The 24,561-nt window shown below is 66.1% G+C and carries 18 protein-coding genes and 3 riboswitches; of the genes, 5 read left to right on the forward strand and 13 right to left on the reverse strand.

Annotated elements, in window-relative coordinates; genetic code table 11:
• Window positions 1–431: 431 nt before the first annotated feature.
• The 8 genes from DQ353_RS19870 to DQ353_RS21875 form a co-directional block, all read right to left on the reverse strand.
• Window positions 432–860 (reverse strand): CoA-binding protein, encoded by a 429-nt coding sequence (locus DQ353_RS19870; protein ID WP_113764915.1) that lies wholly within the window; start codon window positions 858–860, stop codon window positions 432–434.
• Between the two features lie 126 nt (window positions 861–986).
• Window positions 987–2,405 carry an NtaA/DmoA family FMN-dependent monooxygenase gene (locus DQ353_RS19875; protein ID WP_113764916.1) on the reverse strand — a complete coding sequence of 473 codons (1,419 nt, stop codon included), beginning with the start codon at window positions 2,403–2,405 and terminating at the stop codon, window positions 987–989.
• A complete protein-coding gene (locus tag DQ353_RS19880; protein WP_113764917.1) occupies window positions 2,406–3,641 on the reverse strand; it encodes an acyl-CoA dehydrogenase family protein in 1,236 nt (411 codons plus the stop codon).
• A 47-nt stretch (window positions 3,642–3,688) separates the two neighbouring features.
• Window positions 3,689–5,326: a dipeptide ABC transporter ATP-binding protein gene (locus DQ353_RS19885; protein ID WP_113764918.1), complete on the reverse strand. Its 1,638-nt coding sequence runs from the start codon at window positions 5,324–5,326 to the stop codon at window positions 3,689–3,691.
• Between the two features lie 13 nt (window positions 5,327–5,339).
• Window positions 5,340–6,248, reverse strand: a complete 909-nt coding sequence (locus tag DQ353_RS19890; RefSeq protein WP_113764919.1) for an ABC transporter permease — start codon at window positions 6,246–6,248, stop codon at window positions 5,340–5,342.
• 18 nt (window positions 6,249–6,266) lie between these two features.
• Window positions 6,267–7,226, reverse strand: a complete 960-nt coding sequence (locus DQ353_RS19895; protein WP_113764920.1) for an ABC transporter permease — start codon at window positions 7,224–7,226, stop codon at window positions 6,267–6,269.
• A 6-nt stretch (window positions 7,227–7,232) separates the two neighbouring features.
• Window positions 7,233–8,891, reverse strand: coding sequence for an ABC transporter substrate-binding protein (locus DQ353_RS19900; protein WP_113764921.1), 1,659 nt, complete (start codon window positions 8,889–8,891; stop codon window positions 7,233–7,235).
• A 105-nt stretch (window positions 8,892–8,996) separates the two neighbouring features.
• Window positions 8,997–9,091: riboswitch (SAM riboswitch) on the reverse strand.
• 34 nt (window positions 9,092–9,125) lie between these two features.
• The gene (locus DQ353_RS21875; protein WP_181578524.1) at window positions 9,126–9,359 is read right to left on the reverse strand and encodes a hypothetical protein; all 234 of its coding nucleotides are present in this window, start codon (window positions 9,357–9,359) and stop codon (window positions 9,126–9,128) included.
• A gap of 289 nt (window positions 9,360–9,648) precedes the next feature.
• Between DQ353_RS21875 and DQ353_RS22445 the strand changes: the two genes are divergently transcribed.
• A complete protein-coding gene (locus tag DQ353_RS22445) occupies window positions 9,649–10,164 on the forward strand; it encodes a DUF1345 domain-containing protein (protein ID WP_286166937.1) in 516 nt (171 codons plus the stop codon).
• Window positions 10,165–10,236: 72 nt separating this feature from the next.
• Here DQ353_RS22445 and DQ353_RS19910 read toward each other — a convergent pair whose 3' ends face one another.
• A complete protein-coding gene (locus tag DQ353_RS19910; protein ID WP_113764923.1) occupies window positions 10,237–11,640 on the reverse strand; it encodes an LLM class flavin-dependent oxidoreductase in 1,404 nt (467 codons plus the stop codon).
• Window positions 11,641–11,722: 82 nt separating this feature from the next.
• Window positions 11,723–13,060, reverse strand: coding sequence for an acyl-CoA dehydrogenase family protein (locus DQ353_RS19915; RefSeq protein WP_113764924.1), 1,338 nt, complete (start codon window positions 13,058–13,060; stop codon window positions 11,723–11,725).
• Between the two features lie 6 nt (window positions 13,061–13,066).
• Window positions 13,067–13,163: riboswitch (SAM riboswitch) on the reverse strand.
• Window positions 13,164–13,586: 423 nt separating this feature from the next.
• Window positions 13,587–13,676, forward strand: a riboswitch (SAM riboswitch).
• Window positions 13,677–13,680: 4 nt separating this feature from the next.
• Between DQ353_RS19915 and DQ353_RS19920 the strand changes: the two genes are divergently transcribed.
• From DQ353_RS19920 to katG, 4 genes are all read left to right on the forward strand, one after another.
• Window positions 13,681–14,262 (forward strand): OsmC family protein, encoded by a 582-nt coding sequence (locus DQ353_RS19920; RefSeq protein WP_113764925.1) that lies wholly within the window; start codon window positions 13,681–13,683, stop codon window positions 14,260–14,262.
• Window positions 14,259–15,911 (forward strand): sodium:solute symporter family protein, encoded by a 1,653-nt coding sequence (locus DQ353_RS19925; RefSeq protein ID WP_113764926.1) that lies wholly within the window; start codon window positions 14,259–14,261, stop codon window positions 15,909–15,911. The genes DQ353_RS19920 and DQ353_RS19925 overlap by 4 nt, the downstream gene beginning before the upstream one ends.
• 113 nt (window positions 15,912–16,024) lie before the next feature.
• A complete protein-coding gene (acs, locus tag DQ353_RS19930; RefSeq protein ID WP_113764927.1) occupies window positions 16,025–17,998 on the forward strand; it encodes an acetate--CoA ligase in 1,974 nt (657 codons plus the stop codon).
• A gap of 540 nt (window positions 17,999–18,538) precedes the next feature.
• Window positions 18,539–20,728: a catalase/peroxidase HPI gene (gene katG / locus DQ353_RS19935; RefSeq protein WP_113764928.1), complete on the forward strand. Its 2,190-nt coding sequence runs from the start codon at window positions 18,539–18,541 to the stop codon at window positions 20,726–20,728.
• A gap of 73 nt (window positions 20,729–20,801) precedes the next feature.
• Here the strand turns inward: katG and DQ353_RS19940 are convergent, their stop codons facing one another.
• The 3 genes from DQ353_RS19940 to DQ353_RS19950 form a co-directional block, all read right to left on the reverse strand.
• The gene (locus DQ353_RS19940; RefSeq protein WP_113764929.1) at window positions 20,802–22,031 is read right to left on the reverse strand and encodes a flavin-containing monooxygenase; all 1,230 of its coding nucleotides are present in this window, start codon (window positions 22,029–22,031) and stop codon (window positions 20,802–20,804) included.
• 81 nt (window positions 22,032–22,112) lie between these two features.
• Complete coding sequence (locus tag DQ353_RS19945) at window positions 22,113–22,631, reverse strand: methyltransferase family protein (RefSeq protein ID WP_181578525.1); 519 nt, start codon at window positions 22,629–22,631, stop codon at window positions 22,113–22,115.
• Complete coding sequence (locus DQ353_RS19950; protein ID WP_146755352.1) at window positions 22,618–24,339, reverse strand: LuxR C-terminal-related transcriptional regulator; 1,722 nt, start codon at window positions 24,337–24,339, stop codon at window positions 22,618–22,620. The genes DQ353_RS19945 and DQ353_RS19950 overlap by 14 nt, the downstream gene beginning before the upstream one ends.
• Window positions 24,340–24,561: the final 222 nt, after the last annotated feature.

Raw genomic sequence — 24,561 nt, forward strand, 5'->3', positions numbered from 1 at the left:
CTTGTTTTCTGCACGCCGTTTTCAGTCCCTAGATTTTTGTACCTTAGTCAGTCAAAAATCCTAGGCAGGAAGCGGCGTGTGGACGTTAAGGCTCGCGGCTCACGCCCACGGATATGTCAGTAGAGCCCAAAAAAGAGCCACTGCGCATCGCGCTGCGGCCCTTTTGATTCCGTGCAGCATTATCCCCAATTTTGCCGAACACTTTAATTACCCCAATTACCCCAAGGGGCGCGACAACCACGCAATAAGCACTGTTTACGAAACGACCCCAGTCGATCCGTTAGTCAAGTCCAAACCCCAAGTTCGAACTTCCCCCAGTAATTATTGGGTCCCCAGCACCCAATTTTGTGTTGCTTGTGCTGCCGTCATTCTAATCACACAAGCTGATCCACGTCTACTACAGTGATTGGAATATTGTTTTTCGGTCGAATTCAGAGGAATGGATACTCGATCTTGGGACAGGTGTCCATCACGACTTCCATCCCGGCTGCCGTGGCACGTGCGGCTGCTGCTTCGTCAATGACACCGAGTTGCAGCCAGAGTGCATCCACTCCGACGGCGATCGCCTGGTCAACAATGTCGCCGACTTTTTGCGAGTTCACAAAGCAGTCAACGACGGCGATGTGCCCCGGAATATCCGCCAACCGCTTGTATCCGGTGTTGCCCAGGACTTCCTCGCCGCTGAGGGACACCGGGATGACTTCCATCCCGAGTTGCTCCTGCAGAAAGTGCGAGACCCCCGGTGCCACGCGCCGCGGGTTGTTGGTCAGTCCGACCACTGCCCATCGCGCGGGGGTTTGCAGGAGCCGGCGAATCACCGCCGGGTCGTTGACGTGGCGTTGGCCAACTTCGTTGCTCATGTTCCCTACGTTACCGCCACATTCTGGGTCTTGGCCCAAAGCCGATGCGTCGCCAAGACGCGACAAGGGAGGCAAAGGCCACATGCCCTTCCGGCTCCCCTCATCCCCTGGCGCGCCCGAAGCGATCTAGAGCGAGCGCTCCAGCGCCTGCTCGGTGTTCGCGGCAGAGTGCTCCGTGAAGGCGCCGCGGAATTTCGCCGCCGGGTGGGAATCCTCGAGGCGGGCACCACGGCCAAAGACCTTCTCACGCAAGGTTCCCGGGGCGTATTCGGTCTGCGCCAACCCGCGCTTGTGCAGCTCGGGCAGGATGCCGTCGATGAAGTCTGTGTAGGAACCGGGCAGGATCTGGTTCATGATGTTCAGCCCGTCCATGCCGGCGTCCTGCCAGCGTTCGATCTCGTCCACGATCTGCTCCGGGGTGCCGGAAATTTGTTGGGCCTTGGCACGGTAGCGGGCCAGGTCGCCGATGGTCGGCTTGCCTCCGGGCACCGAGGCGATGGCCGCCTCGAGGACGCCGCGGGCGCCTTCGGTCTGCACGTCTCCCAGCGGGGTGTCCAGGTCCAGCCCGCCGAGGTCGATGCCGATGCCGCCACCGATGTGGGCAACGATCGCATCCAGATCCAGGTACTCGTCGTACTCGGCTTCCTTCCGCTTGGCTTCTTCCTCGGTGCTGCCAACCACGAAGGACAGTCCCGCAAAGACCTTCACGTCTCCCTTGGCGCGGCCTGCAGCGGCCTCGAGCTCGCGGATCTTGCCCACCTGCTTGGCCACGTACTCCGGGTGCGGGGCAAAGAGGAACGTTGCTTCCGCGTGCTGGGCGGCGAACTGCTTGCCGCGAGTGGAGGAACCCGCCTGGAACAGGAACGGGGTGCGCTGCGGGCTCGGCAGGGCCGTGTGCGGGCCCTCGATGGAGTAGCGCCTGCCCTGGTGGTGGATCTTGTTGACCTTGGCCGGGTCGGCAAAGAGCCCCGATTCCTTGTCTGCAAGAAGCGCGTCGTCTTCCCAGGAACCCTCCCACAACTTGTAGGTGGCCTCCACGTATTCCTCGGCCCAGTCGTACCGGTCGTCGTGGGCGGCCAGGCCCGCTGCGCCGAAGTTGCGGTGCGAGTTCTCCAGCACGCTGGTCACGATGTTCCACGCGACGCGTCCGTTGGAGATGTGGTCAAGGGTGGAGAGCTGGCGCGCGAATTGGAACGGCGACGCCTGCACCACCGAGCTGGTCATGGCCAGGCCGATGTCGCTGGTGGTCGCGGCGAGCGCCGAAAGCAGCACCAGCGGGTCGTGCGAGGGAACCTGCATGCCCTTGCGGACCATCGAGGCCCACCCGCCCTCGTGGTTGCCGTACAGCCCCACGACGTCGGCGAAGAACATGTTGTCGAACTTCGCGTCCTCGAGCTGCTTGGCCAGATCGACCCACAGCTTCAGCTCGTTGAAGCGGTGCTGCTGGGCCTCGGGGTGGCGCCATTGGCCGCCGAGGATGTGGCTCGGCGTGTTCATCAGGAAGGCGCTCAGCAGCAGCCGTGGACGCGCGTCAAAGGTACCCATTTACTTGCTCTCCGATTTCGAATCCTTGGCATCCCCGATGGAGTGCAGCCCGGTGGGAATGGTGCCGTTGATGTAGTAGTCGCCCACCGAGCGTGCCTTGAAGGCCACGGGGTTGTGGGTCGCGACGGTGCGGGCGTTGCGCCAGTGCCGGTCCAGGGACTTGCCGCGCGATACCGAGGAAGCTCCGGTGACATCGAACAGTTCGCTGGTTGCATCCAGCACCAGCTTCGGGACGCTCACGTGTGCCTGCTGCACGGCGAGCTCCGCGCGGATGAAGGCGGCGGTCGGGTCCAGGCCCAGCGAGGTGTCGACCGCGGCGTCAAGGTCGCGGGCGGCGGCGAAGACGATCGAGTCGGCAGCGTAGACGGCCGCGGCGATCCGGCCGACCTTTTCCTGGATCAGCGGGTCGTTGCGGAACAGGTCCCCGGAACCGGTGTTGAATGTGCGGGTGCGGTTGCGCACCAGGTCGGCAGCGTCGGTGAGCGCGGCGCGGCCGATGCCGGCCAGCACGCTCAGCAGTGCGAGCTGGAAGAAGGCGGGCTCGAGCGTGGAGGAAACCTTGCGCTGGATGATGTCGTCGAATTCGACCACGACGTCGTCGAAGATCGCGGTGCCGGTCCCCGTCAGGGGCTGGCCGAAGCCGTCCCAGTCGTCAATGATCCGGACCCGGGGATCGTCGGCGCGCACGATGGCGTACTGGCGGCCTTCGATGCCCTCGGTGCTGGCCATGACCACGACCCAGTCGGCGAAGATCGACCCGGTGGTGTAGTACTTTTCCCCGTTGAGCAGCCACTGGCCATTTTCCTCGCGGAGCTTGGTGTTGGTCGTGCCCAGGGCGTTGCCGCCCTTTTCGGTGGCCGCATTGCCGAAGATCTCCCCGGCAAGCACCCGCGGGAACCAACGGAGCCGGAAATCCTCGGGCTGCAGGGCAATGGTTTCCACAAAGGAGAAGTGCGAGCGCAACAGGTGTCCAACGTTGGAGTCGGCCGCGGAAAGTTCCACGATCAGCCGGAAGAGGTGCTCGTGGCTGACGGGTTCCCCGCCGTGGTCTGCCGGGACCCGAAGCGTGGTGAAGCCCGCCTCCTTGAGCCACTTCACGGGTTCGAAGGGCAACACGTGGTTGTTTTCACGCTCCACGGTGCCTTCGGCGATGCGCTCAAACACCGGGGCAAAGCGCGAGCTCAGCTCCGCGTATCGGGCTTCGTCTGTTCGTTCCTTCACGTACGTTGCACTCATTTGTCTTCCTTTGCATCCATGAGTTTCAAGAAATTGTTGACCAAGGCCTAATTCGTTGCCATTTCGCGCAGCAGCGCCCCGGGGTTCGAATCCAGCAGGAGCCTGGTGTATTCGCTGGCGGGATTGTTCAGGACCTGTGCGGCCGCCCCGACCTCGACCAGCCGGCCTTGGCGCATGACTCCCACGTCGTGGGAAATGCGTTCGACAACGTGCAGGTCGTGGGAAATAAAGAGGTAGGACAGTCCCTGGTTGACCTGAAGGTCTTCCAGGAGCGCCAGGATCTGCGCCTGGGTCAGGACGTCGAGCGCGGAAAGGGCCTCATCCAGCACCAGTGTCTTGGCCCCCAGGGCCAGCGCCCGGGCAATGGCCACGCGTTGGCGCTGCCCGCCGGAGAGTTCCTTGGCATCCAAAGCGGCCATGCGGCTGGGCAGGTTGACCGCGTCCAGCAGCTCGGCCACCCGGACCTTGCGTTCGGTCTTGCTGCCGACCTTGTAGTTCCCAAGCGGCTCGCTGATGATCCGGGACACCGAGTAACGCGGGTCCAAGGCCGAATCCGGGTTTTGGTACACCAGCTGCAGGCTGCGCCAGAGTTCGCGTTTGGCGGCCCCGCGCACGTGGGTGACGTCCTGCCCGTGGATTTTCACGATTCCGGCGGTGGGCTCCAAAAGCCTCATGATTATCCGCGCGGTCGTGGATTTCCCGGAACCGGACTCCCCCACCAGGGAGAACGTCGTGCCGGGGCGCACCGCGAACGAGACCTCGTCCACGGCCGCGCGTTCGGTTTTCCCGCTGCCGAAGATCCTCTTCAGGCCCGTCACCTCGATGGCCGGGACCTCGCTGCCGCGTGCATCGCCGGTGGTCCGTGATTCGTCGCCCGAGGCGGTGGCCTCGGTGAGCAGCATCCGGGTGTAGGGGTCTTCGGGTGCCCGCAGGATCTCACGCACCGGGCGGTCCTCGCGGATCCGCCCGTGCTGCATGACCACGATGCGGTCGGCGATGTCCGTGGCCACGGCGAGGTCGTGGGTCACGAAGATGACTGCGGTTCCGAGCTCGCGCGCCAGCTTGGTGAAGACCTCCAGGATCGTCTGCTGGACCGTGACGTCCAGGGCGGAGGTGGGCTCGTCGGCAATCAGCAGCTCGGGCTCCAGCGCGAAGGCGATGGCAATGAGCACCCGCTGCTTGAGCCCGCCCGAAAGCTCGTGCGGGTACTGGCCGATGCGCTGTTCCGGGGTGTCGATCCCGACCAGTTCCAGCAGCCGGATGACTTCGGCGCGCAGCTGCGCCTTGGAGCGCTTGCGGCCCTGCTGGTGCAGGCGGAAGACCTCGGAGATCTGGGACCCCACGGTCTTCACCGGGTCCAGGGAGGCGCCGGGATCCTGCGGGACCATGCCGATGCGCCGGCCGCGGATCGACTCCAGCTCCTTGGCCGGCATGTCGAGGAGGTTCTCACCGGCCAGGTCGATGCTGCCGTCCAGGACCCTTGCGGATTGGGGAAGCAAGCCGATGATGGCCTTGGACAGGGTGGACTTGCCCGAACCCGACTCGCCGACCAGGGCAACGATTTCCCCGGGCTTGAGTGCGAGGTCGAGGTGGTCCGCGGCGACGACTGCTTCGTCGCCGTGGCCGTAGGTGATGCTTAGCCCACGGATATCCAGCAATGCGGGTGCCGAGTCGATGGTGCTCATGCTGTTCTCCTGGCTAGAAACGGAAGATCTTGTGCAGCTGGCGGCCGAGTCCCGCCAGCAGGATGACGACCGCGACGATGACCAGGCCTGGAAGGGTCGTGAGCCACCAGGCCGAGGCGAGGTATTGGCGTCCCTCGGCGATGAGCAGGCCCCATTCGGGGGTCGGCGGCGGGGACCCGAAGCCCAGGAAGCCGAGTCCCGAGATCGCCAGGATGGCCACCCCGAGGTCCACGGCCAGCAGCGCCAGGACGGGGCCGCAGGAGTTGGGCAGGATGTGCTTGAAGACCACCGACCAGTAGGTCCCGCCGTTCATGAACGCGGCTTCGACGTAGTCAAGGCTGCGCACCCGCAGCACCTCCGAGCGGACGACGCGGGCGAAGGACGCGATGGAGGCGATGCCCACGCCGATGCCCAGGGAGATCGGGCCCGGCGCGAATGCCGTGACGATGATCAGCGAAACCAGGAAGCCCGGAACGGCCAGCAGCACGTCGATCAGGCGCATGGTCACGGCGTCGGCTGCACGTCCCGCGGTTGCCGCCAACAGTCCCAGGCCGGTTCCCACCACGAGCCCGATGGACACGGCCAGTCCCGCGGTCAGCAGGGTCTGGCTGGTTCCGTGGACCACCCGGGCAAACACGTCCCGGCCCAGGTGGTCGGTGCCGAACCAGTGTTCGGCACCGGGTGCCTGGAACTTCTGCGCGGGCACGCCGCTGATGGGGTCGAATCCGCTGAACAGCGTCGGGAACAGCGCCCAGCCCAGGACCATGGCCAGCGGGGCGCAGGTGAGCCAGAAGGCGGGGGAACGAAGGGCGCCGGCCTTCTTCTTCGGCGCGGCAACCTCGTCCACCTCGATGGTGTCAACGACCTGTACGGTGTCCTGGACCGCGAACCGGGTCAACGGTTCATCTAGTTTGATGCTCATGGTTTTCTCCGTTCGTTCCTAGGCCACAAGTGCGCGCGGTGCCCCGTGCGTTCCACTCTTGAGGATCCGCGGATCCAGCAGCGGGTAAAGCAGGTCGACGACCAGGTTCACGACGACAAATGCCGTGGCCGTGAGCAGCACGAGCCCCTGGACCAGGGCGACGTCCTGCGCCGTGACCGACTGCAGCACGACCTGGCCCAGACCCGAGCGGGCGAACACCGTCTCGGTGATGACCGATCCGGCCAGCAGCGTTCCCACGGTGATCCCGCTGATGGTCATGGCCGGCGCCGCGGCGTTCTTCAGGGTGTGTCGGAAGAAGATCCACGACGGCGAGGCACCCTTGGCCCGCAGCACGTCGACGAATGGCTGGGCGTGCACGTTGTCCACGCTCTTGAGCAGCACCTGGGCGATCGGGGCGGAGACGTGGATGGCCAGCACGAGCACCGGAACGGCGATCGAGGCGAAGGACCCGTCCGGGAACAGCGACATGATTCCCAGTTGGATGGACAACAGCTGCAGGAGCACCAGGCCCAGCCAGAACACCGGGACCGCAGCGAAGAGCGGCGGCAGGTTGATGACCAGCCGCTTCAGCCACGTCTTGCGTGCCAACGTGGCCGAGGCGACCAGCCCCACGGCGAAGACCACCGCGGTGACGAAGGCGCTGGAGGCCAGCACCAGCGTCGATCCCACGACGGCGCCGATGCGTTCGGCAACCGGCTGGCCCGAGGCCAGCGAATATCCGAAGTCCCCGGTGAAGAGGCCGGCCAGTTGGCTGAAGTACTGCACGATCAACGGCTGGTCGTAGCCGTACTGCGCCTTCATGGCGGCGATGGTTGCCGGGTCGGCCGCAGCATCGGCTGAAAGGAAGATCGTTACCGGGTCGTTGGGCAGCAGCTGCACGGCCAGGAAGACCAGGGTGTAGGCAAGCCAAATGACGAGTAAAGCTTGTCCGATGCGTCGCGCGATGTATGCGGCCATGGTTGGCTACTCCCCGGTCTTCCAAGCGCCCTGGAAAATCGGGGCGGTGCCGGAAGTGAATTCAACGTGGGCGTCGGAGTTGCCGCCGTATACCTGGACTTCATCCCACAAGACGAGGGAGAGGGCCTTTTCGGTGACCAGCTGGCGCTGTTCCTCGGCGACAAGTTCCTTGTGCTCCGCCTCGCTGGTGGCGGCGCGTTCCTTGGCGAACAGCGCGTTGAGCTCTGTGTCGGCATTCAGCGTCTGGGTGTTGTTGGCCGGCCCGAAGACCGGGCCCAGTCCGCCGTAGGCAAACTGGCGGGTTCCGAAGAACTCGATGTTCTTGTCGATCATGGCCGTGGCCAGGAAGGTGTTGTCGGCGGCGCGGTTGATGAGTTTGACGCCGATTTCGCGCCACTGCTGTTCGATCAATTCGAAGGCGGGCTTGATGACGACGGAGTTGTTCGAGCTGGTGATGGTGAGTTCCAGCTTCTTGCCGTCCTTCTCGCGGACGCCGTCGGCTCCCACGACCCAGCCTGCCTCGTCGAGCAGGGCCTTGGACTTTTCCGGGTTGTAGGCCAGGTCGGCGGACAGGTCGATGAATCCGGGTGCCGCGTGGTTCAGGACCGAGTCGGCGATGACGTAGCTGTCGGAAAGCACGGTGTCCTTGATGGACTGGCGGTCGATGCCGACCTGGAGCGCCTGGCGCACCTTGGCATCGGCGAGCTTGCCGTTGCTGATGCGCACCGCGGCCATGTTGGTGGTCAGGTCTACGCCCTGGGCCGGAAGGACCTGGTCGCCGCTGCCCTTGAGCGCCTGCTCGTCCACGGGCTGGAGTCCGCGCACCAGGTCGACCTGCCCGGTTTGCACCGCGCCGGCGCGGTGGGCAACCTCGGGCAGGTATTTCACCACGAGCTTGTCAAGGTATGCGGCGCCCTGGTTGGGGGCCGTTTCCGGTGCCCACTTGTAGTCTGCGCGCTTGGCGAAGGTGACTTCCTCGTCGGTCTTCTCGGATTCAAAGACGAACGGGCCGGATCCGACGATCTTGGCGATCGCCGACTGTCCGGCGTTGTCCAGCTTCAGCGTTGCCGGGGAAACCAGGCCCGCGGTGACCGATGAGGTGGCGCGCAGGAAGTTGGCGTCCGGTGCCTTGAGCGCGACCTTGACCTGGTTCTTTCCCACGACCTTCGCGGACTTGTAGGAGGCGAAGTCGACGTTCGGTGCGACCTGCGCGTCCTTGATCCCCAGCCCAAGCGCGTCCAGGTTTTCCTTCACGGCCTTGGCATCAAGCGGAGTTCCGTCGGAGAAGGTCACTCCGTCACGGATGGTGAAGGTAAATTCGGTCTGGTCCTTGCTGGCGCTGAACTCGGAGGCGATCCAGCCCACGAGCTTTCCCGATTCCGTGTCGAAATAGGTCAGGCGGTCCAGCACGCTGTTGAGAACGTTGGATTTCTCGTAGAAGCGTGCGGCCTGGGTCTGCCAGTTGTTGATCGGGGCGACTTCCGCGTAGACGAAGGTCCCTCCCTGCACCGGCTCGGTGCTGACCGGGCCGGACGCGTTGCCCGTTGTTTGGGCTCCGGACCCGCACGCGCCCAGTGCAAGGGTGGCGACGGAAAATACCGTAAGGATCTTGATGCTGAGGCTGGCGCGAGTACGTCGCTTGGCCGGTGGGTTGGTGTTGCCCATGAGTATTTCCCTCTCGGTTCACCCGAGGAACGCCGCGACATGGCTAGTCAATCGGATACCGCGTGGGGCATGACGGTATTCGGTGGACCGCGCAGAGTTTGGCTATCTCCATCGGTCCTGGCGGTAGCACCGGCTCCCCGTGACGGGAGTGGTTGCTGCGACGTCAACGAGCCAGGTCTCTCAGTCGCTCTGGATGGTGTGCCCGTAAGTGGCTGGTTGCCAACTTCGAACACTTCAAGTGTGTTGCAGGATCTTCGATATGACCAAGGAAATGCGCACCGCGGTGAAACAAACCGACGCAATGGGTCGATCCCCGGCCGGAATCGAGTCGCCGGACGTCACAAGACCGATTGTGACGCAGCGTTTTTTGAAAGCTTGCGTCATCGTCGCGTCATGTTGATAATGAAGCGCCGGAATCAGCGGCACTTCGGCGCCCCGGAAAGCACTCCGCCCAGTTCCCCACTTCATGATTACGCACCCTGCCAATCGAAGAATTTTCCGGAATTTTCCCAAGACTTTAGGATTGGGCACCCCCCGTCATCGCAAGATCCCAAGCTTGGCCACCGCTTGCGGGCAGCAGTCCACCGTATGCCGGTGCGCCCCGAACGTGGTTGGATCGGTTTATGAAAAGCACGTTGTCGCAGCGTGCCAGGCATCGCAGGCTGCGTGTTCTGGGCATGCTCGCCGGCGGAGTCGCGCCGCCGCACTGACCGGCCTCCTGGGAGCCTGGATTTACGCTCCGGCTGTCGGCTGGACCGTGGCCGCGCTGATTTACAACGTCTGGGTGTGGATCACCATTGCCCCCATGGACCATGCCCGCACCGCGGCCCACGCACAGGAGGAAGACCCTGGATTCCAGACCACAGACCTGCTGATCCTCTTCGCGGCCATCGGATCGCTGGCCGCGGTCGTGATGGTGATGGTCGGCAGCAGGGATCTGGCGGGAGGTGCCAGGTTGCCGTTGGCACTGCTGGCGCTGGCCTGCACCACGATGTCACGGCTGATGGTCCATACGCTCTACACGCTGCGCTACGCCATGGTCTACTACAGCGGCACACCTGGCGGCATCGAATTCAATCAGGACGAGCGCCCGCAATACACGGACATCGCCTACATGGCGTCCGGCGTGGGCATGACCTACCAGGTCTCGGACACCAGCATCACCACGCGCGAAATGCGCTCGGCGGTCTTGCGCCACAGCTTGCTGGCTTTCCTCTTCGGCACCGGCACCCTGGCCACCACCATCAACCTGGCGGTCAGCCTGGCCGCTTAAATGACTTGGGGAGGTGGCCCACCCATGGTGCGCCACCTCCCCAACCGGCAGGGAGCAATCCCTGGCTATCGCCTACTTGACCTCGGCGTTCGAGAACCGGTAGTTGGCCGCGCGGTGCGAATCCTGGACCCGGTCGCCCTTGCCGAAGAGCTTGTTGCGCAGCGTGCCCTCGACGTACTCGGTCGGGTAGGCCCCGCGGGCCTGCAGCTCGGGAACGATGAACTCGACGATGTCCTCGAAGGTGCCCGGGGTGATGGCGTAGGCCAGGTTGAACCCGTCCACGTCGGTGTCCTGCACCCACTCGATCAGCTTGTCGGCGACCTCGACCGGCGAGCCCACGGTGATCGGGCCGAAGCCGCCCACGCCGACCCACTCGGCCAATTGGCGGATCGTCCAAGGGTTCCCGGCGTCCCCGCTGGCCTTCTGGAAGGTCGCCACGGAGGACTGGATGGCGTTGGACTTCACGTTGTCGCCAATGACGTCGTTCGGACCGTAGGTGGACAGGTCGATGCCCATCCAGCCCGAGATCAAGGCCAGGGCGCCGTCGATGTCGGCGTAGGACTTGTAGTCCTCGAACTTCGCCTGTGCCGCGGCCGAATCCACGTCCGTGATGATGGTCTGCATGGCGTAGATGCGCACATCGTATCGGTTTCGACCGGCGGCCTCGGCGGCGTCGCGGATCTTGGTGACGGTGGCCTTGAGCAGTTCCTTGGTCGGGGAGGTCACGAAGACAGCCTCGGCGTTTTCCGAGGCGAACTTCAGCCCGCGCGGCGAGGTGCCCGCCTGGAAGACGACCGGGGTGCGCTGCGGGCTTGGTTCGGTGATCGCGATGCCCGGGACCTTGAAGTACTTGCCCTCGTGCTTGATCTCGTGGACCTTGGACGGGTCGGTGAAGATGCCGCGCTCGGCGTCGCGCACCACCGCGTCCTCTTCCCAGGAACCCTCGAGCAGCTTGTACACGACCTCCATGTACTCGTCGGCGTGGTTGTAGCGCTCGTCGTGCTCGAGCTGGTCTTCCTGGCCCATGTTCCGCGCGGCGGAGGGCAGGTAGCCGGTCACCACGTTCCAGCCGATCCGGCCCTTCGTCAGGTGGTCAAGGGTGGCCAGGCGGCGGGCGAACGGGTACGGGTGCTCATAGGCGGTCCCGGCGGTGACGCCGAAGCCGAGGTTCTCGGTCACCGAGGCCATGGCCGAGACGAGCATGAACGGGTCGTTGACCGGGACCTGGGTGCCGGCGCGCAGCGGAACCTCGTTGGAGCCGCCGAAGACGTCGTAGGTGCCCAGCACGTCGGCGATGAAGATGCCGTCGAACTTGCCCTTTTCCAGGGTCTTGGCCAGGTCGGTCCAGTACGACAGGTCCTTGTAGCGCGCGGACTGGTCCTTGGGGTGCTTCCACAAACCCGGGGACTGGTGTCCCACGCAGTTCATGTCGAAGGCGTTGAAACGGATCTGGCGTGTGGCCGGCGTCGTGCTCATGGTTGTCCTTTGCGGGAGTGTCGGGTGGTTGCCGGTTTGGTACGTGACGGGCCGGCTGGGTGGGTTTTGGGGTGCGGGATGCCTAGTGCAGGGCGGTGGCCGGCGTGGGGCCTACATCGCCGATGGCGTTCAGCTGCTGGGGCGTTGTGCCGTTGACCTCGTAGTCGCCGATGATGCGCGACTTGTAGATCGCCGGGTTGTGCGTGGCCACGGTGCGGGCGTTGCGCCAGTGCCGGTCGAGGTTGCAGCTCGTGGCGGTTGCCGAGGCGCCCAATCCGTCGAAGAGCTTGGTCGCCGCGGAGAGCGCCAGCGGTTGCACGATGGCCTGGGCCCTGTCCGCCGAGAGCTCGCAGACCGCGAAGCGCTCGGCCGCGCTCAGCGTCGGGTCGGCCAGGGCGACCTCGATCTCCGCGACCGCCGCCAGGACGATGGAATCGACGGCGAACGCGGTTCCGGAGATCTCCCCGACGAGCTGCAGGACCTGCGGCTCCTCGCGCACCGGCACCCCGGTTCCGGTGCTGAAGGACCGGGTGCGGGCCTGGACGGCGGAGCGCACGTCGTTGAGCGCAGCGCGGGTGATCCCGGCCTGGACCGCCAGGAGCACCAGCTGGAAGATCGCGGATTCCGGATCGTTGATCTGCTGTTCCTCGGGAAGGACCGTGTCCACCGGGACGTTCTCGAACGTGGTCGACCCGGTCCCGGTGAGCTGCTGGCCGAAGCCGTCCCAGTCGTCAAAGATCTTGACCCCGGAGTGCTGCGTGGAGACCACGGCGATCTGCCGTCCGGCACGGGTCGGATGGGCCGCGGCGACGGCGACCCAGTCGGCGTAGATGGTGCCGGTGCAATAGTATTTTTCTCCGTTGAGGATCCAGCGCTCACCCGTCTTGGCGATGGTCGTATTCAGCGCGCCCAACCGGTTTCCGCCGCGTTCGGTGTACGCATTGCCGACGATCTGTCCGGCAACGATGCGTTCGACCCAGCGGTGCCGCAGGGCGACGTCTTCGAGCTGCAGCACGGACTCCACGAAGCCGATGTGCGAACGCCAGAGGTGTGCGACCTGCGAATCGGCCTCGCCCAGTTCGATGAGCAGGCGGAACAGATCCAGCAGGCTGGCCCCGTAGCCGCCCTCGGCCGCCGGGATGCGCAGGGCGCCGAAGCGCTCGCGGTTGAGCCAGCCGACAGGCTCGAAGGGAAGGCTCCGGTTGGCGTCGCGCTCGCTGGCCCCCGCGGCGATCTTGGCGAAGACCGGACGGAAGATTGCGGCCAGCTCGTCGTAGTGCCCGTCCTTGGGGACTCCGGGGGTGAGCTTGAGCAAATGCCTGGCAGCGGTGTGCCCGGTGAATGCGTCAAGATTGACGGCCCCGAAAATGTTCGGATCCGCTTCGACATTGTGTGCATCGTTGAAAGACTCGACAGCCATGAACTCTCTCCATCGGTTCTGGCGTGAGCACCTACCGCCCAATTAAGGGGAGGGGTTGCTGCGGCGTCATGGAGCCAGATCTCTCGGCCGCTCTGGATGGTTGTTGGTCATATTTCTACACGCCGCCTCCGGGCGGTGACAACCCGGCCCGTCACAATTGACGGGTGCGTCACAGGGCAAGCCACGATTCATCGACAGCCGCGGCAAGAGCGGTGCACCGACCCTCCGGCATTCCGCCAGCCGTTCGTTCGACGGAGCCGGGAGGGCCGCTTGGCGCTTCTGCACCCCATGTCCCAAGCGCGCCCTGGCCTGCATGTCCACGGGAAACCGGGGGCAGGCGTGCATGGCGCGACGTCCGGAAACCATTCTCGGCAACCTCAATACAGGACAAGTTGAATCATCGAAATTCATGCAATTGTTCGTAGATCATTCGGCACATGGTCGCAAAATTCCGTCTCGTCGAACGTTCCGTCACATTACGGCGGGTTTGCTCCCGTGGCTCCCCATCGACTTTGATGGAGTTCATTACCCATCCCGAGCGGCCGAGAGATCTGGCTCCATGACGCCGCAGCAACCACCTCGTTGAGGCCGGTGCTACCGCCAGGTCCGATGGAGAGACCATGACTTCTGCTGTTCTGCCCGCTGCAACCACCGCCGTTGGGCCTCACGACAAGCGCATCCGCGCCAAGGGAACCTGGCAAGGCTTGATGCGCACAACTGTCGAGATCCGGGATTTTTCCTTCGTCGTCGATGAACCGGTCGCGGTGGGAGGAACCAATAGCGCCCCGACACCGATGGAATTCATTGCCGGCGCCCTCAACGGATGCGTCGGCGTTGTTGTGGAACAGGTGGCAAAAGAGCTCCAGCTCGGTTTCACCGCCCTGGAAACATACTCAATTGCCACCCAGGACACCCGGGGGTTTGCCGGAACGGCAGACGTTTCACCGTTCTTCCATTCCTACCGACTGGAAATCCACGTTGAGACACCACTTGATGACCCAGCAACCCAGCAGGAACTCACGAAACAGGTCCACCGCCGGTGCCCGGCGATCAATCTGGTCGAGTCAGCCGGAGTGAACTTGGTTATCAACTGGGTCTTTGCCACCGAGGTCGTTCCCGGTTCGGCCGAAAATGCCTGCAACATCGCCCTTGGATACTCTCCACGCACCGCTGCTCCCGTGGCTGCCGGAACAAGCGCATGAGCCCGGCAGGATTGTGGACCGTCGGCCTGGCAGTTTCCTACACGGCATTGCTCATCCTCGGCGGGCGCCTTGCCCAACGTCGTAGCGCTCTGGGCAAGACCAGCGGCTTCTTTGTCGGAGGGCGCACCTTCAGCCCGTGGACGGTGGCCTTTTGCATCACCGGCTTGTTCTCGGGCTCTTCCTACATCGCCATCATGGAGCTGAGCTACCGCACCGGCATCTCTGCGCTCTGGTACGGTGTGGCCGAGACCGTGCAAATCCTGCTCATCGCGCTGCTGTTGGTCAAGCCGTTGCGGGAGAAGCTGGTCGTCACGGTGACGGGCATCATTGGCGACCGCTTTGGCCGTCTCGCAAAGGGGATCTCGGGCGTCATCACCGCTTTCACGTTCCCGATGTGGTCGGTAGCCACCACGATTGCATTCGCCTCGGCCTTGACCGCCTTCACGGGCTTGAACCTGCATCTGGCGGTCATCGTCACTGCGCTGCTGCTGCTCGTGTTCCTCTGGTCCGGCGGCATGCGTTCGGTGGCGTTCAACCAGACCCTGAACTGCATCGTCTTCGTGGGGATGCTGATCGTGGGCGCCTACGCCGTCCTGGCCAAGCCCGGAATCGCGGGACTGCGGGACTTTGCTGAGACCAACCCCCAGATGTTCGATCCCGGAAATGCGGGGATCTCCCTGATCGTCGCATGGTTCGGCACCTTCATCGTGAACGTTCCGCTGGCCCAGGCCGCATTCCAGATGACCCTTTCCTGCCGCACTCCCGAGGACGGCCAAAAGGGCCTCTACACGGCGGCGGCGTTCGGCGTGCCCTTCATCGTCATCGGCGCGCTCATCGGCACCTCGGCTGCCATCGTCATGCCCGGCGAGCGCCTCGGATTGGTGGCGATCCCGCACTACATCGAACAGGTCTTGCCGGCACCGCTGGTGGGCGTCTTCTTCCTGGGCGTCTGGGCTTGCGCCATGGGCTGGGCGGGTCCGTGCCAGTTCTCCGGAGCCACGTCCTTGGGCCGCGATGTGGGAAGTGCTATCAACCCCAAGGCCACCGAAGCGCAGCTGGTTCGCTACACGCAATGGTCGCTGGTTGCGCTGACCGGACTCATGATCATTTTCAGCATCCTTCGCACCGAGCAATCGGCTTGGTGGAACGTCCTGGCCTGGACGCTGCGCAACGGTGCAACCCTCGCACCGGTTCTGGCCGTTTTCTTCTGGCCGCTGGCCACCCGCGCCTCGGTCTACGCCTCCATGGTGACAGGTTTCAGCACCGGCATCATCTGGAACCAACTAGCTGGTTGGTCGCCGACGCAATTCTTCTTGGGCACGCACCCGGTGTGGGTCGGGATGATGGCCAACGTCTTCATGTTGGTTGCCGTCACATTGCTCACGACCCGGTGGAGGATCACTCACGCCCGGGGCAAGCGTCGAACGGCCGCGCGGTTCGCCGGCGCTGCTGTCCTCGCCCTGGTTGCCCTTGGCCTCACTGCCGCCTGGCTCGCCGCCCACGGTCTGGTTGCGATGGCATTGTTCATCATTCTGTTCCTGACATCGCTTGCGATTTTCTACGGCACGGAAGATTCAACCCCATGTGCCGACGCCGATATCGAGATCGATGCAACTGCCCCGGCCCAAGAGCCCGCTTCGGTGGCCTAATCCCCACTTGGCTTCACCCACATCCCATGACCAGCGGCCAACAAGACCGGCGCAGTGAACCCGCTGCAACTTTCGAGCGGTGAAGTGCCAACGCCGGGACCGAGGAGAAAACAATGACTGAAACCCTGTCCCCCGCCACGGCGGGCATCACCAACGAGGCCTCCTGGACCGAGACCGAACGCCTCGCGTTCTGGGATGCCGCGGCGCGGCGCCTGAGCTGGTCCAAGGACTGGCACACCATCCATTCGAGCACCGGTGTCGATGTCGAGTCCCGTCGCGGACCCGAGCTGCGCTGGTTCGAGGGCGGCAAGCTCAACGCCGCCTACAACTGCGTGGACCGCCACGTGGAAGCCGGCCGCGGCGAGAAGGTCGCCCTGCATTTCGAGGGCGAGCCCGGCGACAGGACCACCGTCACCTACCAGGACCTGCAGGACCGGGTGTCCAGGGCCGCCAACGCGCTGGTTTCCCTGGGCGTGGGCCAGGGCGACCGCGTGGTCATCTACCTGCCCGTTCTCGTGGAAACCGTGGTCATCACCCTGGCCTGCGCGCGCATCGGTGCGGTGCACTCGCTGGTCTTCGGAGGCTTCTCGGCCGAGGCCCTGAAATTCCGCGTCGAAGACACCGGCGCGAAGCTGCTGGTCACCACCGATGGCCAGTTCCGCCGCGGCGAGGCCGTCCCGGTCAAGAACAACGCGGATGCCGCGGTTTCCGGGGACAACGAAATCGAACACGTGCTGGTCCTCCGGCGCACCGGTTGCGAGATCGCCTGGACCGAGGGTCGGGACGTGTGGTGGCACGAGACCGTCGACACGGCGAGCGCGGAGCACTCCCCCGAGGCCTTCGACGCCGAAACCCCGCTGTTCATCATGTACACCTCCGGCACCACCGGACAGCCCAAGGGCCTGGTCCACACCACCGGCGGCTACCTGACGCAGGCCTCGTGGAGCCACGAGTTCCTCTTCTCCCACCCGGACCCGAAGCAGCGGGAGAACGACGTCCACTGGTGCACCGCGGACCTGGCCTGGGTTACGGCGCACACCTATGAGATCTACGGGCCGCTGTCCAACGGCGTCACCCAGGTCATCTACGAGGGCGTGCCCAACGCCCCGCACCCGGGGCGCCACTTCGAGCTCATCGAGCGCTACGGGGTCACCAGCTACTACACCGCGCCGACGCTGGTGCGCTCGCTGATGGGCTGGTTCCCGGACGGGGTCCCTGCCGACTACGACCTGTCCTCCATCAGGTTGGCCGGAACCGTTGGCGAGGCCGTGAACCCGGAGGCCTGGCGCTGGCTGCGCGGCCAGGTCGGGCGCGACACCGAAGCCGGCATCCCGATGGTCGACACCTGGTGGCAGTCCGAAACCGGCTCGACCATCCTTTCCCCGCGGCAGGACGACGCCGCGTTCAAGCCCGGCTGCGGCACCCGCGCGCTTCCGGGCGTGGCTGTGGACATCGTGGACGATGCAGCTGACACGGTGGGCAAGAACCTGCAAGGCTACATCGTGCTGACCAAGACCGGCCCGGCCATGGCCCGCACCGTCTGGGGAAACCCCGAGCGCTACTACACCTCCTACTGGGAAAAGTATGCCGAACAGGGCTGGTTCCTGGCCGGGGACGGTGCGCGATTCGATGCGGACGGGGACATCTGGATCCTGGGCCGCACCGACGACGTCATCAACATTTCCGGGCACCGTCTGTCCACCATCGAGATCGAGTCCGCGCTGGTCACCCACCCGGCGGTCGTCGAGGCCGGCGTCTGCCCGACCGCCGATGCCAAGACCGGCCATGCGGCCACCGCTTTCGTGGTGCCCTTCGACAAGTCGGTGGTGGGAACGGACCTGTCCGGCGAGGCGCTGGCCAGGCAGCAGGCCCTCATCACCGAGCTGCGCAACCACGTGGCAACCCAGATCGGGCCGATCGCCAAGCCGCGCGAAATCGTCTTCGTGCCCGACGTGCCCAAGACCCGTTCGGGCAAGATCATGCGCCGGCTGCTGACGCAGCTCTTTGAGGGCAGCACCCTGGGCGACACCACCAGCCTGCAGAACGAGCCGTGCATCGCGGAGATCAAGGAAATCTGCGAGCGCTAGCGCCCCTTTTGGTGCACGGTCGAGCGCCGAACCGCACTGCTTTCGCCCCCTTCCCAATGCCGTGGGAAGGGGGCGAAAGCAGTGGGTGCGGCAGCGATGTTCAAACCCATGGCGCCGGGTACGCCCGACGGTTAGGCTTGGTGCTGGGCGCTCCAACCGGTCCTGCCCGCCAGGATCGCATGCCGCGATGCGGGGTTCCACCAAACCCTTCAACCCGAATCCGTCCCCCTCCTGGCCAGACCCGGGCGGGCGGGAAAAGTTGGGCATGACAATGCCGGTTGAGCTCGATCAAGTGCCGCACGAGGCGTCCCTGGGCAGGACGACCCCGCAGGCCGCCGCGGCCTGCGCCGTCCCGGACGCTGCCACCGATGCCGTGCTTGATTCCACGGGCCCGGAGCACTCCTCGTTGCCCTGTCGGGCCGTGCGCGGTTCCTGGAACCTGTCGACCTGCCTTTCGGACCCTCGCGGGCGCATTCTCCTGGCTGCCGCAATGCGGCCCCTCCGAACCCCCAGCCGACAAATCACCTTAAGAAGGAAGCCATGTCTGAAACCACGAGCGGCCAGTGCCCCGTATTCGACGCCGGCCGCGCCCACCCCGCCTATGCAAACACCAACACCGAGTGGTGGCCCAACAAGCTCAACCTGAAGGTGCTGGCCAAGAACACCTCCGTCTCAAACCCGCTGGATGCCGGCTTCAACTATTCCGAGGCATTTGAGGCCCTTGACCTGGAGGCCGTGAAGGCAGACCTCGCCGAGGCCATGACCAGGTCCTACGACTGGTGGCCGGCCGACTTCGGCCACTATGGCCCGTTCTTCGTGCGCATGGCCTGGCATTCCTCCGGAACCTACCGCAGCCACGACGGCCGCGGCGGCGGAGGCACGGGCCAACAGCGCTTCGCCCCGCTGAACTCCTGGCCGGACAACGTCAACCTGGACAAGGCCCGCCGCCTGTTGTGGCCGGTCAAGAAGAAGTACGGCCAGTCCATCTCCTGGGCCGACCTGATCATCCTGGCCGGCAACGTGGCCATGGAGACCATGGGATTCAAGACCTTCGGCTTTGCCGGCGGGCGCCCGGACGTCTGGGAAGCCGACGACGACGTGTACTGGGGCCCGGAGAAGGTGTGGCTGGACAACGAGCGGTACACCGGGAACCGCGATCTTGCCGCCCCGCTGGCCGCGGTCCAGATGGGCCTGATCTACGTGAACCCGGAAGGCCCCGACGGCTTGGCCGATCCGCTGGCCGCGGCCATCGACATCCGCGAGACCTTCCGCCGCATGGGCATGAACGACGAGGAGACCGTCGCGCTGATTGCCGGCGGCCACACCTTCGGCAAGACCCACGGCGCCGACGCCGAGTCCCACAAGGGTCCAGCCCCGGAGGCCGCACCGCTGCAGATGCAGGGCCTGGGCTGGAAGTCCGGCCACGGCACCGGCCACGGGGATGACACCATCGGCTCGGGCCTGGAGGTCACCTGGACCTACCACCCGACCCGCTGGGACAACGAGTACTTCCACATCCTCTTCGCCTACGAGTGGGAGATGTTCCTCTCCCCCGCCGGCGCCCAGCAATGGCGCCCGAAGGACGGTGGCGGCGCCGACATGGTCCCGATGGCGCACAACCCCTCGGTGCGCCGCGAACCGCGCATGCTCACCACCGACCTGTCCCTGCGCTTCGACCCGGTCTACGGCCCGATTTCCCGGGAATTCAAGGACAACCCGGAGAAGTTCGCCGACGTCTACGCCCGCACCTGGTTCAAGCTGACCCACCGCGACATGGGCCCCAAGTCCCGCTACCTGGGCAAGGAGGTCTCGGCCGAGGACCTCCCCTGGCAGGATCCCCTGCCTCCCGCCCCGGAAACGACCCTCGGGGACACGGAAATCGCGGAGCTGAAAGAGCTGATCGCCGCCTCGGGCCTGAGCGTCGGGCAGCTGGTCTCCACCGCGTGGAAGGCCGCTTCGACCTTCCGGTCCTCGGACAAGCGCGGCGGGGCCAACGGCGGGCGCATCCGGCTTCAGCCGCAGGTCTCCTGGGCCGTGAACCAGCCCGATCGGCTGCGGGACGTCATCGCCACGTTCGAGGGAATCGTTGACCGGTTCAACGCCGCCTCTGAGACCAAGGCCTCCTTCGCCGACGTGGTGGTGCTGGCGGGCAACGTGGGCATCGAGCAGGCGGTCCGCGCCGCGGGCGCCGAAATCACCGTCCCGTTCACCCCGGGCCGCGTGGATGCCACCCAGGAGCAGACCGATGCGGAGCAGTTCGCCTGGCTCGAGCCGGTGGCCGACGCATTCCGCAACTACGACTCGGGCCTGTTGAAGATGCCCAGCGAATTCCTGCTGGTGGACCGCGCGAACCTGCTGGGCCTCTCGGCCCCGGAGATGGCCGTGCTGCTCGGCGGGCTGCGCGTGCTGGGCAACAACTGGGACGGCTCCGACCTGGGCGTCTTCACCGACACCCCGGGCACGCTGACCAATGACTTCTTCGTGAACCTCACCCAAATGGGCATGGAGTGGATTCCGGATGCCGACGAGCAGACATTCACGACCGCCGACGGGCGTTTCAAGGGCAGCCGCGTGGACCTGGTTTTCGGCTCGGACTCCGAGCTGCGCGCCCTGGCCGAGGTCTATGCCTCGGACGACGCGAAGGAGAAGTTCGTGCGCGACTTCGCCGCCGCCTGGGCCAGGCTAATGGACGCCGACCGCTTCGAGCTGCAGAGGCGGGTCCGGGCCTGATCGGGGCCGGCGGGGGCATGCCTTCCCCCACCTCCGGTCCCCCGCCCACCTGCGGATGGTCGCGGCCGGCTGTTCAGCCGGTCGCGACCATCCGCTCGACCAGGTGAGCGGCATCGGCACCGACCCCGGGGATCACCGCCGACGGCTCGGTGTGCAGCCACGGCAGCCCGATCGCGTAGAGGCCCGGCTGGACGGTGACGCCGCGGCGGTGCAGAGGGTAGTCCCATTCGTCCAGGATCGGCAGCCCCAGCCAGGAGAAGTCCAGCCGGTAGCCGGTGGCCCACACCACCGCGGCGATCCCCTCCGCATCCATGTCGAGACCGGTTTCCCCCTCCGGCACCGGACCGAGGCCGGTGGCCGGTGGATCCTGCGGCAGCTCGAGCCCGATGGCCGCGGCATAGGCATCGAATATCGGGCGGAACCGCACGTCGAAATCGGCCTCGGCAAAGGCCACCTTGCGGGCCACATCGTCCCCGAATCCCACCCTGGACCCGTCAACCCCAAGGACCTTCCCGTGCAAGACCGCGCCGCGTTCGGCGAGGCGGCGCGGGGAATCCTCGAAAAGGTGCGGATGGCACTCGAAGCGGGCGGCCGGGGTGGGCAGGTCATCCACCGTGGGCACCTGCATGCCGAGTTCCGGACCCCGTAGCAGCACCTGCATCAGCCACCAATACAGGTTGCGGCCGCGGTAGCTGCGCGGGGCGCCGGTGCAGGAAGACACCGCCACGTGCACGCGCCGCCCGGCCGAGAGCAATTCGGAGGCGATCTGCGTGCCGGACTGCCCGGTCCCGACGACCAGCACCGCGCCCTCGGGCAATTGCCCGGGGTGCCTGTAGTCGTTGCTGTGCAGCTGCCGGACCGATTCCGGGAACCCGGCCGCCGCGGCCGGCACGCTCGGCACCTGGAAGGGGCCGGTGGCCAGCACCACCCGGTGCGCCACCATCGAGGCGTCCCGCGTGTGGACCAGGAATCCGCCGTTGGCCACCTCCACCCCGGTCACTTCGGTGGCCAGGCGCACCGGGGCGGCGATCCGCCCGGCGTAGCCTCGGAAAAGCTCGATGACCGCATCTCGGCTCGACAGTGCGTCGGGTTCCGGCCCCTCGTACGGCATGCCGGGCAGCTGGAGCGCGAAGTTCGGCGTGACCAGCCGGAAGCTGTCCCAACGGTCCTGCCAGGCGCCGCCAAGTGCCTCGCGGCGGTCCACCAGCAGATGGACGATGCCCGCCTGGCTGAGCCAATAGCTGGTCGCGAGTCCGGCCTGACCGGCTCCGACGACGAGCGTGTCAACTGTTTCGGTACCCATGGTGTTCTCCCGGGCGGATTGTTCCCTTGTGGTCTTGGTACCGAGGGTAGGGGCATCAGGGGGCCGGCGGCTTCCGCAGAATCACCCATCCCGGGCGCATGGGTTCTTTGGTGTAGTGCACAGGCGCAGGTAGCGCGGCGTGCATGCCGCATAGTGCGCGTACCGGCTCCCGAATTCCTCCAGCAGCCGTCGTTCCTCGTCCCGGATGGCCCGGTGCACCAGCAGCGCGGCGGCCGGAAGCGTCAGCGCCGTCCAGTCGCTGCCCGCCGCAATGCCGGTGCCGGCGTGGAACAGCAGCCACGCGAGGTACATCGGGTTGCGGCTGAGGCGGTAGGGGCCGGAGACGACCAGCGCCTGCGGGCAGGCCAAATCGACGGGGCGTGCCGCCCGCCAGGCCGCCGCGGCAAGCAGCACGCCCGAACCGGCCAGCAGCGTCCCGCAGGCCGCGGCAGCGGGAGTCTGCCGGTGTGCCGCGCCGAGCCTGCCCAGCAGGACCGCTGCACCCAACCCGGCCAGGTGCGGCACGGGGACCGGGACATTGGACAGCCCGCGGCGCCACCGGGCAATGCGGTTGTCCACCGCTGCGCTACCGGGCTCCATGCTCCCCGCCATCCGCAGCCCGGTCCGCTCCGGCGCGCGCGGCGATGCCACGGTCGTACGCGTAGGCGGTGGCGGCCGCCCGGTTCTCCACCCCGATCTTCGTGTAGATGTTGCTCAGGTGCCGGGCCACGGTCTTCTCGCTGAGAAACAGTGCCTGGGCCATCTGGCGGTTGGTCATCCCCGTGGCCACCAGCCGCAGCACCTCCGTTTCACGCGGGGAAATCGGCGCTCCGCCGACCGTCTGCGCTGCGATGTCCGGCTGCGCCCCGGGACCGGGAACCGGGCCGGCCTCCAGCGACTTGGCGACCCGGCCCAGCGCGGCCGCTGCCCCCAGTTCGCGCAGGGAAGCCCGCGCGGCATCCCGTTCCATCCGTGCACCCTCCGCGTCCCCCAACAAACGACAGGCCTCCGACATCGGCAACCGCGTGCGGGCCACCTCCAGGGGCATGCCCAGGGACGACCAATGATCCCGCGCCCGGCTGAGCAGTGCCAGCGCCTGTTCCGGATGCAGCTGCGCCAGCAGGATCCTGCCCTGCAGCAGCAGCGCCTCGGCCTGCAACTGGACAGAGCCGAAGTCATGCGAGATCCCGGCCAATTCGCGGGCCAATTCGGTGGCCCGCGCCAGCCGTCCGACGGCCAGCAGCGCTTCCCCGGCCGCGGGCAGCAACCGCGCCCGCGCGGTGGCGGCCGTGGCCTCGGCCAGGGCACGTTCCAGGGCCGGGGCGGCTTCCCGGGGCCGGTCCTGGTCCAGGCGCAGCAGGCCCAGGCCGGGTTGCGGAGAGACCCCGAAGCCGTGCGCCCGCCCGTAGTGCCGCTCGGCTTGCGCGGCGTCACCCCGGATCCGTTCGAGTTCGCCCAGCTCGTAGTGGGCCATCCCGAGGGCCGGGTGCCGCGGCCGGGCCAGCCAGTCCGCGGCACGGGCGGCCTCCGCCGCGGCCCTGTCCAGCTCACCGCGGAGGCGCATCAGCTGGGCGCGGTGCACCATGCACTGCCCGCGGTATGGGACCAGGTCGGGCTGGTGGTCGCACCAATCACCCAGGGCCTCTGTCCATTCCCGGGCACGGCGCAGATCGAAGACGTCCTGGCATTCGGAGATCGCGGCACAGTAGACGATTCCCACGGCGATCGGGCACACCGCATCGCGGGTGGCCACCAGCATGGCCTCGTCGATCAGCGGCAGGGCCTCGGCGATCCGCCCAAGCCGGATCAGTGCCTGGCTGCGCCCCAGGATCCCCAGGGCCAGCAGCTCCGCGTCACCAAGCCGCTCCCCGGCCTCGAGCGCCGTGGTCGATGCGGCCAGTGCGGAACCGGGGTCGGAATCCAGCTGAAAGAGGGCCTCGGGAATCAGCATCAGCATCTGCTCGGCGCAATCGGGTCGGCAGTGCGGCAGCAGCCGCCGGGCATTGGCCATCCAGCCCTGCGCCCGGGCCACGTTGCCGCCCAGGGCCAACTCCAGCACCAGCCAAAACGCCGCACGCACCGCCTCGGGAAACCGTCCGACGGCCATCTGGCCGTGGTACGCGCGTTCAAGGTTGTCGCGGCTTTCGGCGTCGAAGCCCAGCAGGTAGGCCGCGATGGCCAGGCGGAGCAGGTCCGCCCCGTCCAGCGGTGCCTGGTTCCGCGCCGCGGAAAAGCCTCTGTGCGCGGCCTTCCAATCTTGCCCCGCAAAGCTTTCACGGCCCTGTTCCAAGGCCCCGTTTGCCGCCACGACGACCACCTCTGCGGCCAGAATACCGCAGTTCCGTGGTGCGGTGGCCGCCACGTGTGGCCGGTCTTGGGCGGCCGGACGTGGCGGCCACCGGTCTAGGGCGTGTCTCCTAATCGCGTTTGGTCTCATTTGGCAGAATTAACGGGTGAAATCCCGTTACTCAGTGCTCTCCGATGACCAGTGGGAACTGATCGCCCCGCTGATGCCCGATTCCACGGGCAA

It is taken from the genome of Arthrobacter sp. AQ5-05 (genome assembly GCF_003287975.1).
Taxonomy (GTDB): Bacteria; Actinomycetota; Actinomycetes; order Actinomycetales; family Micrococcaceae; genus Paeniglutamicibacter.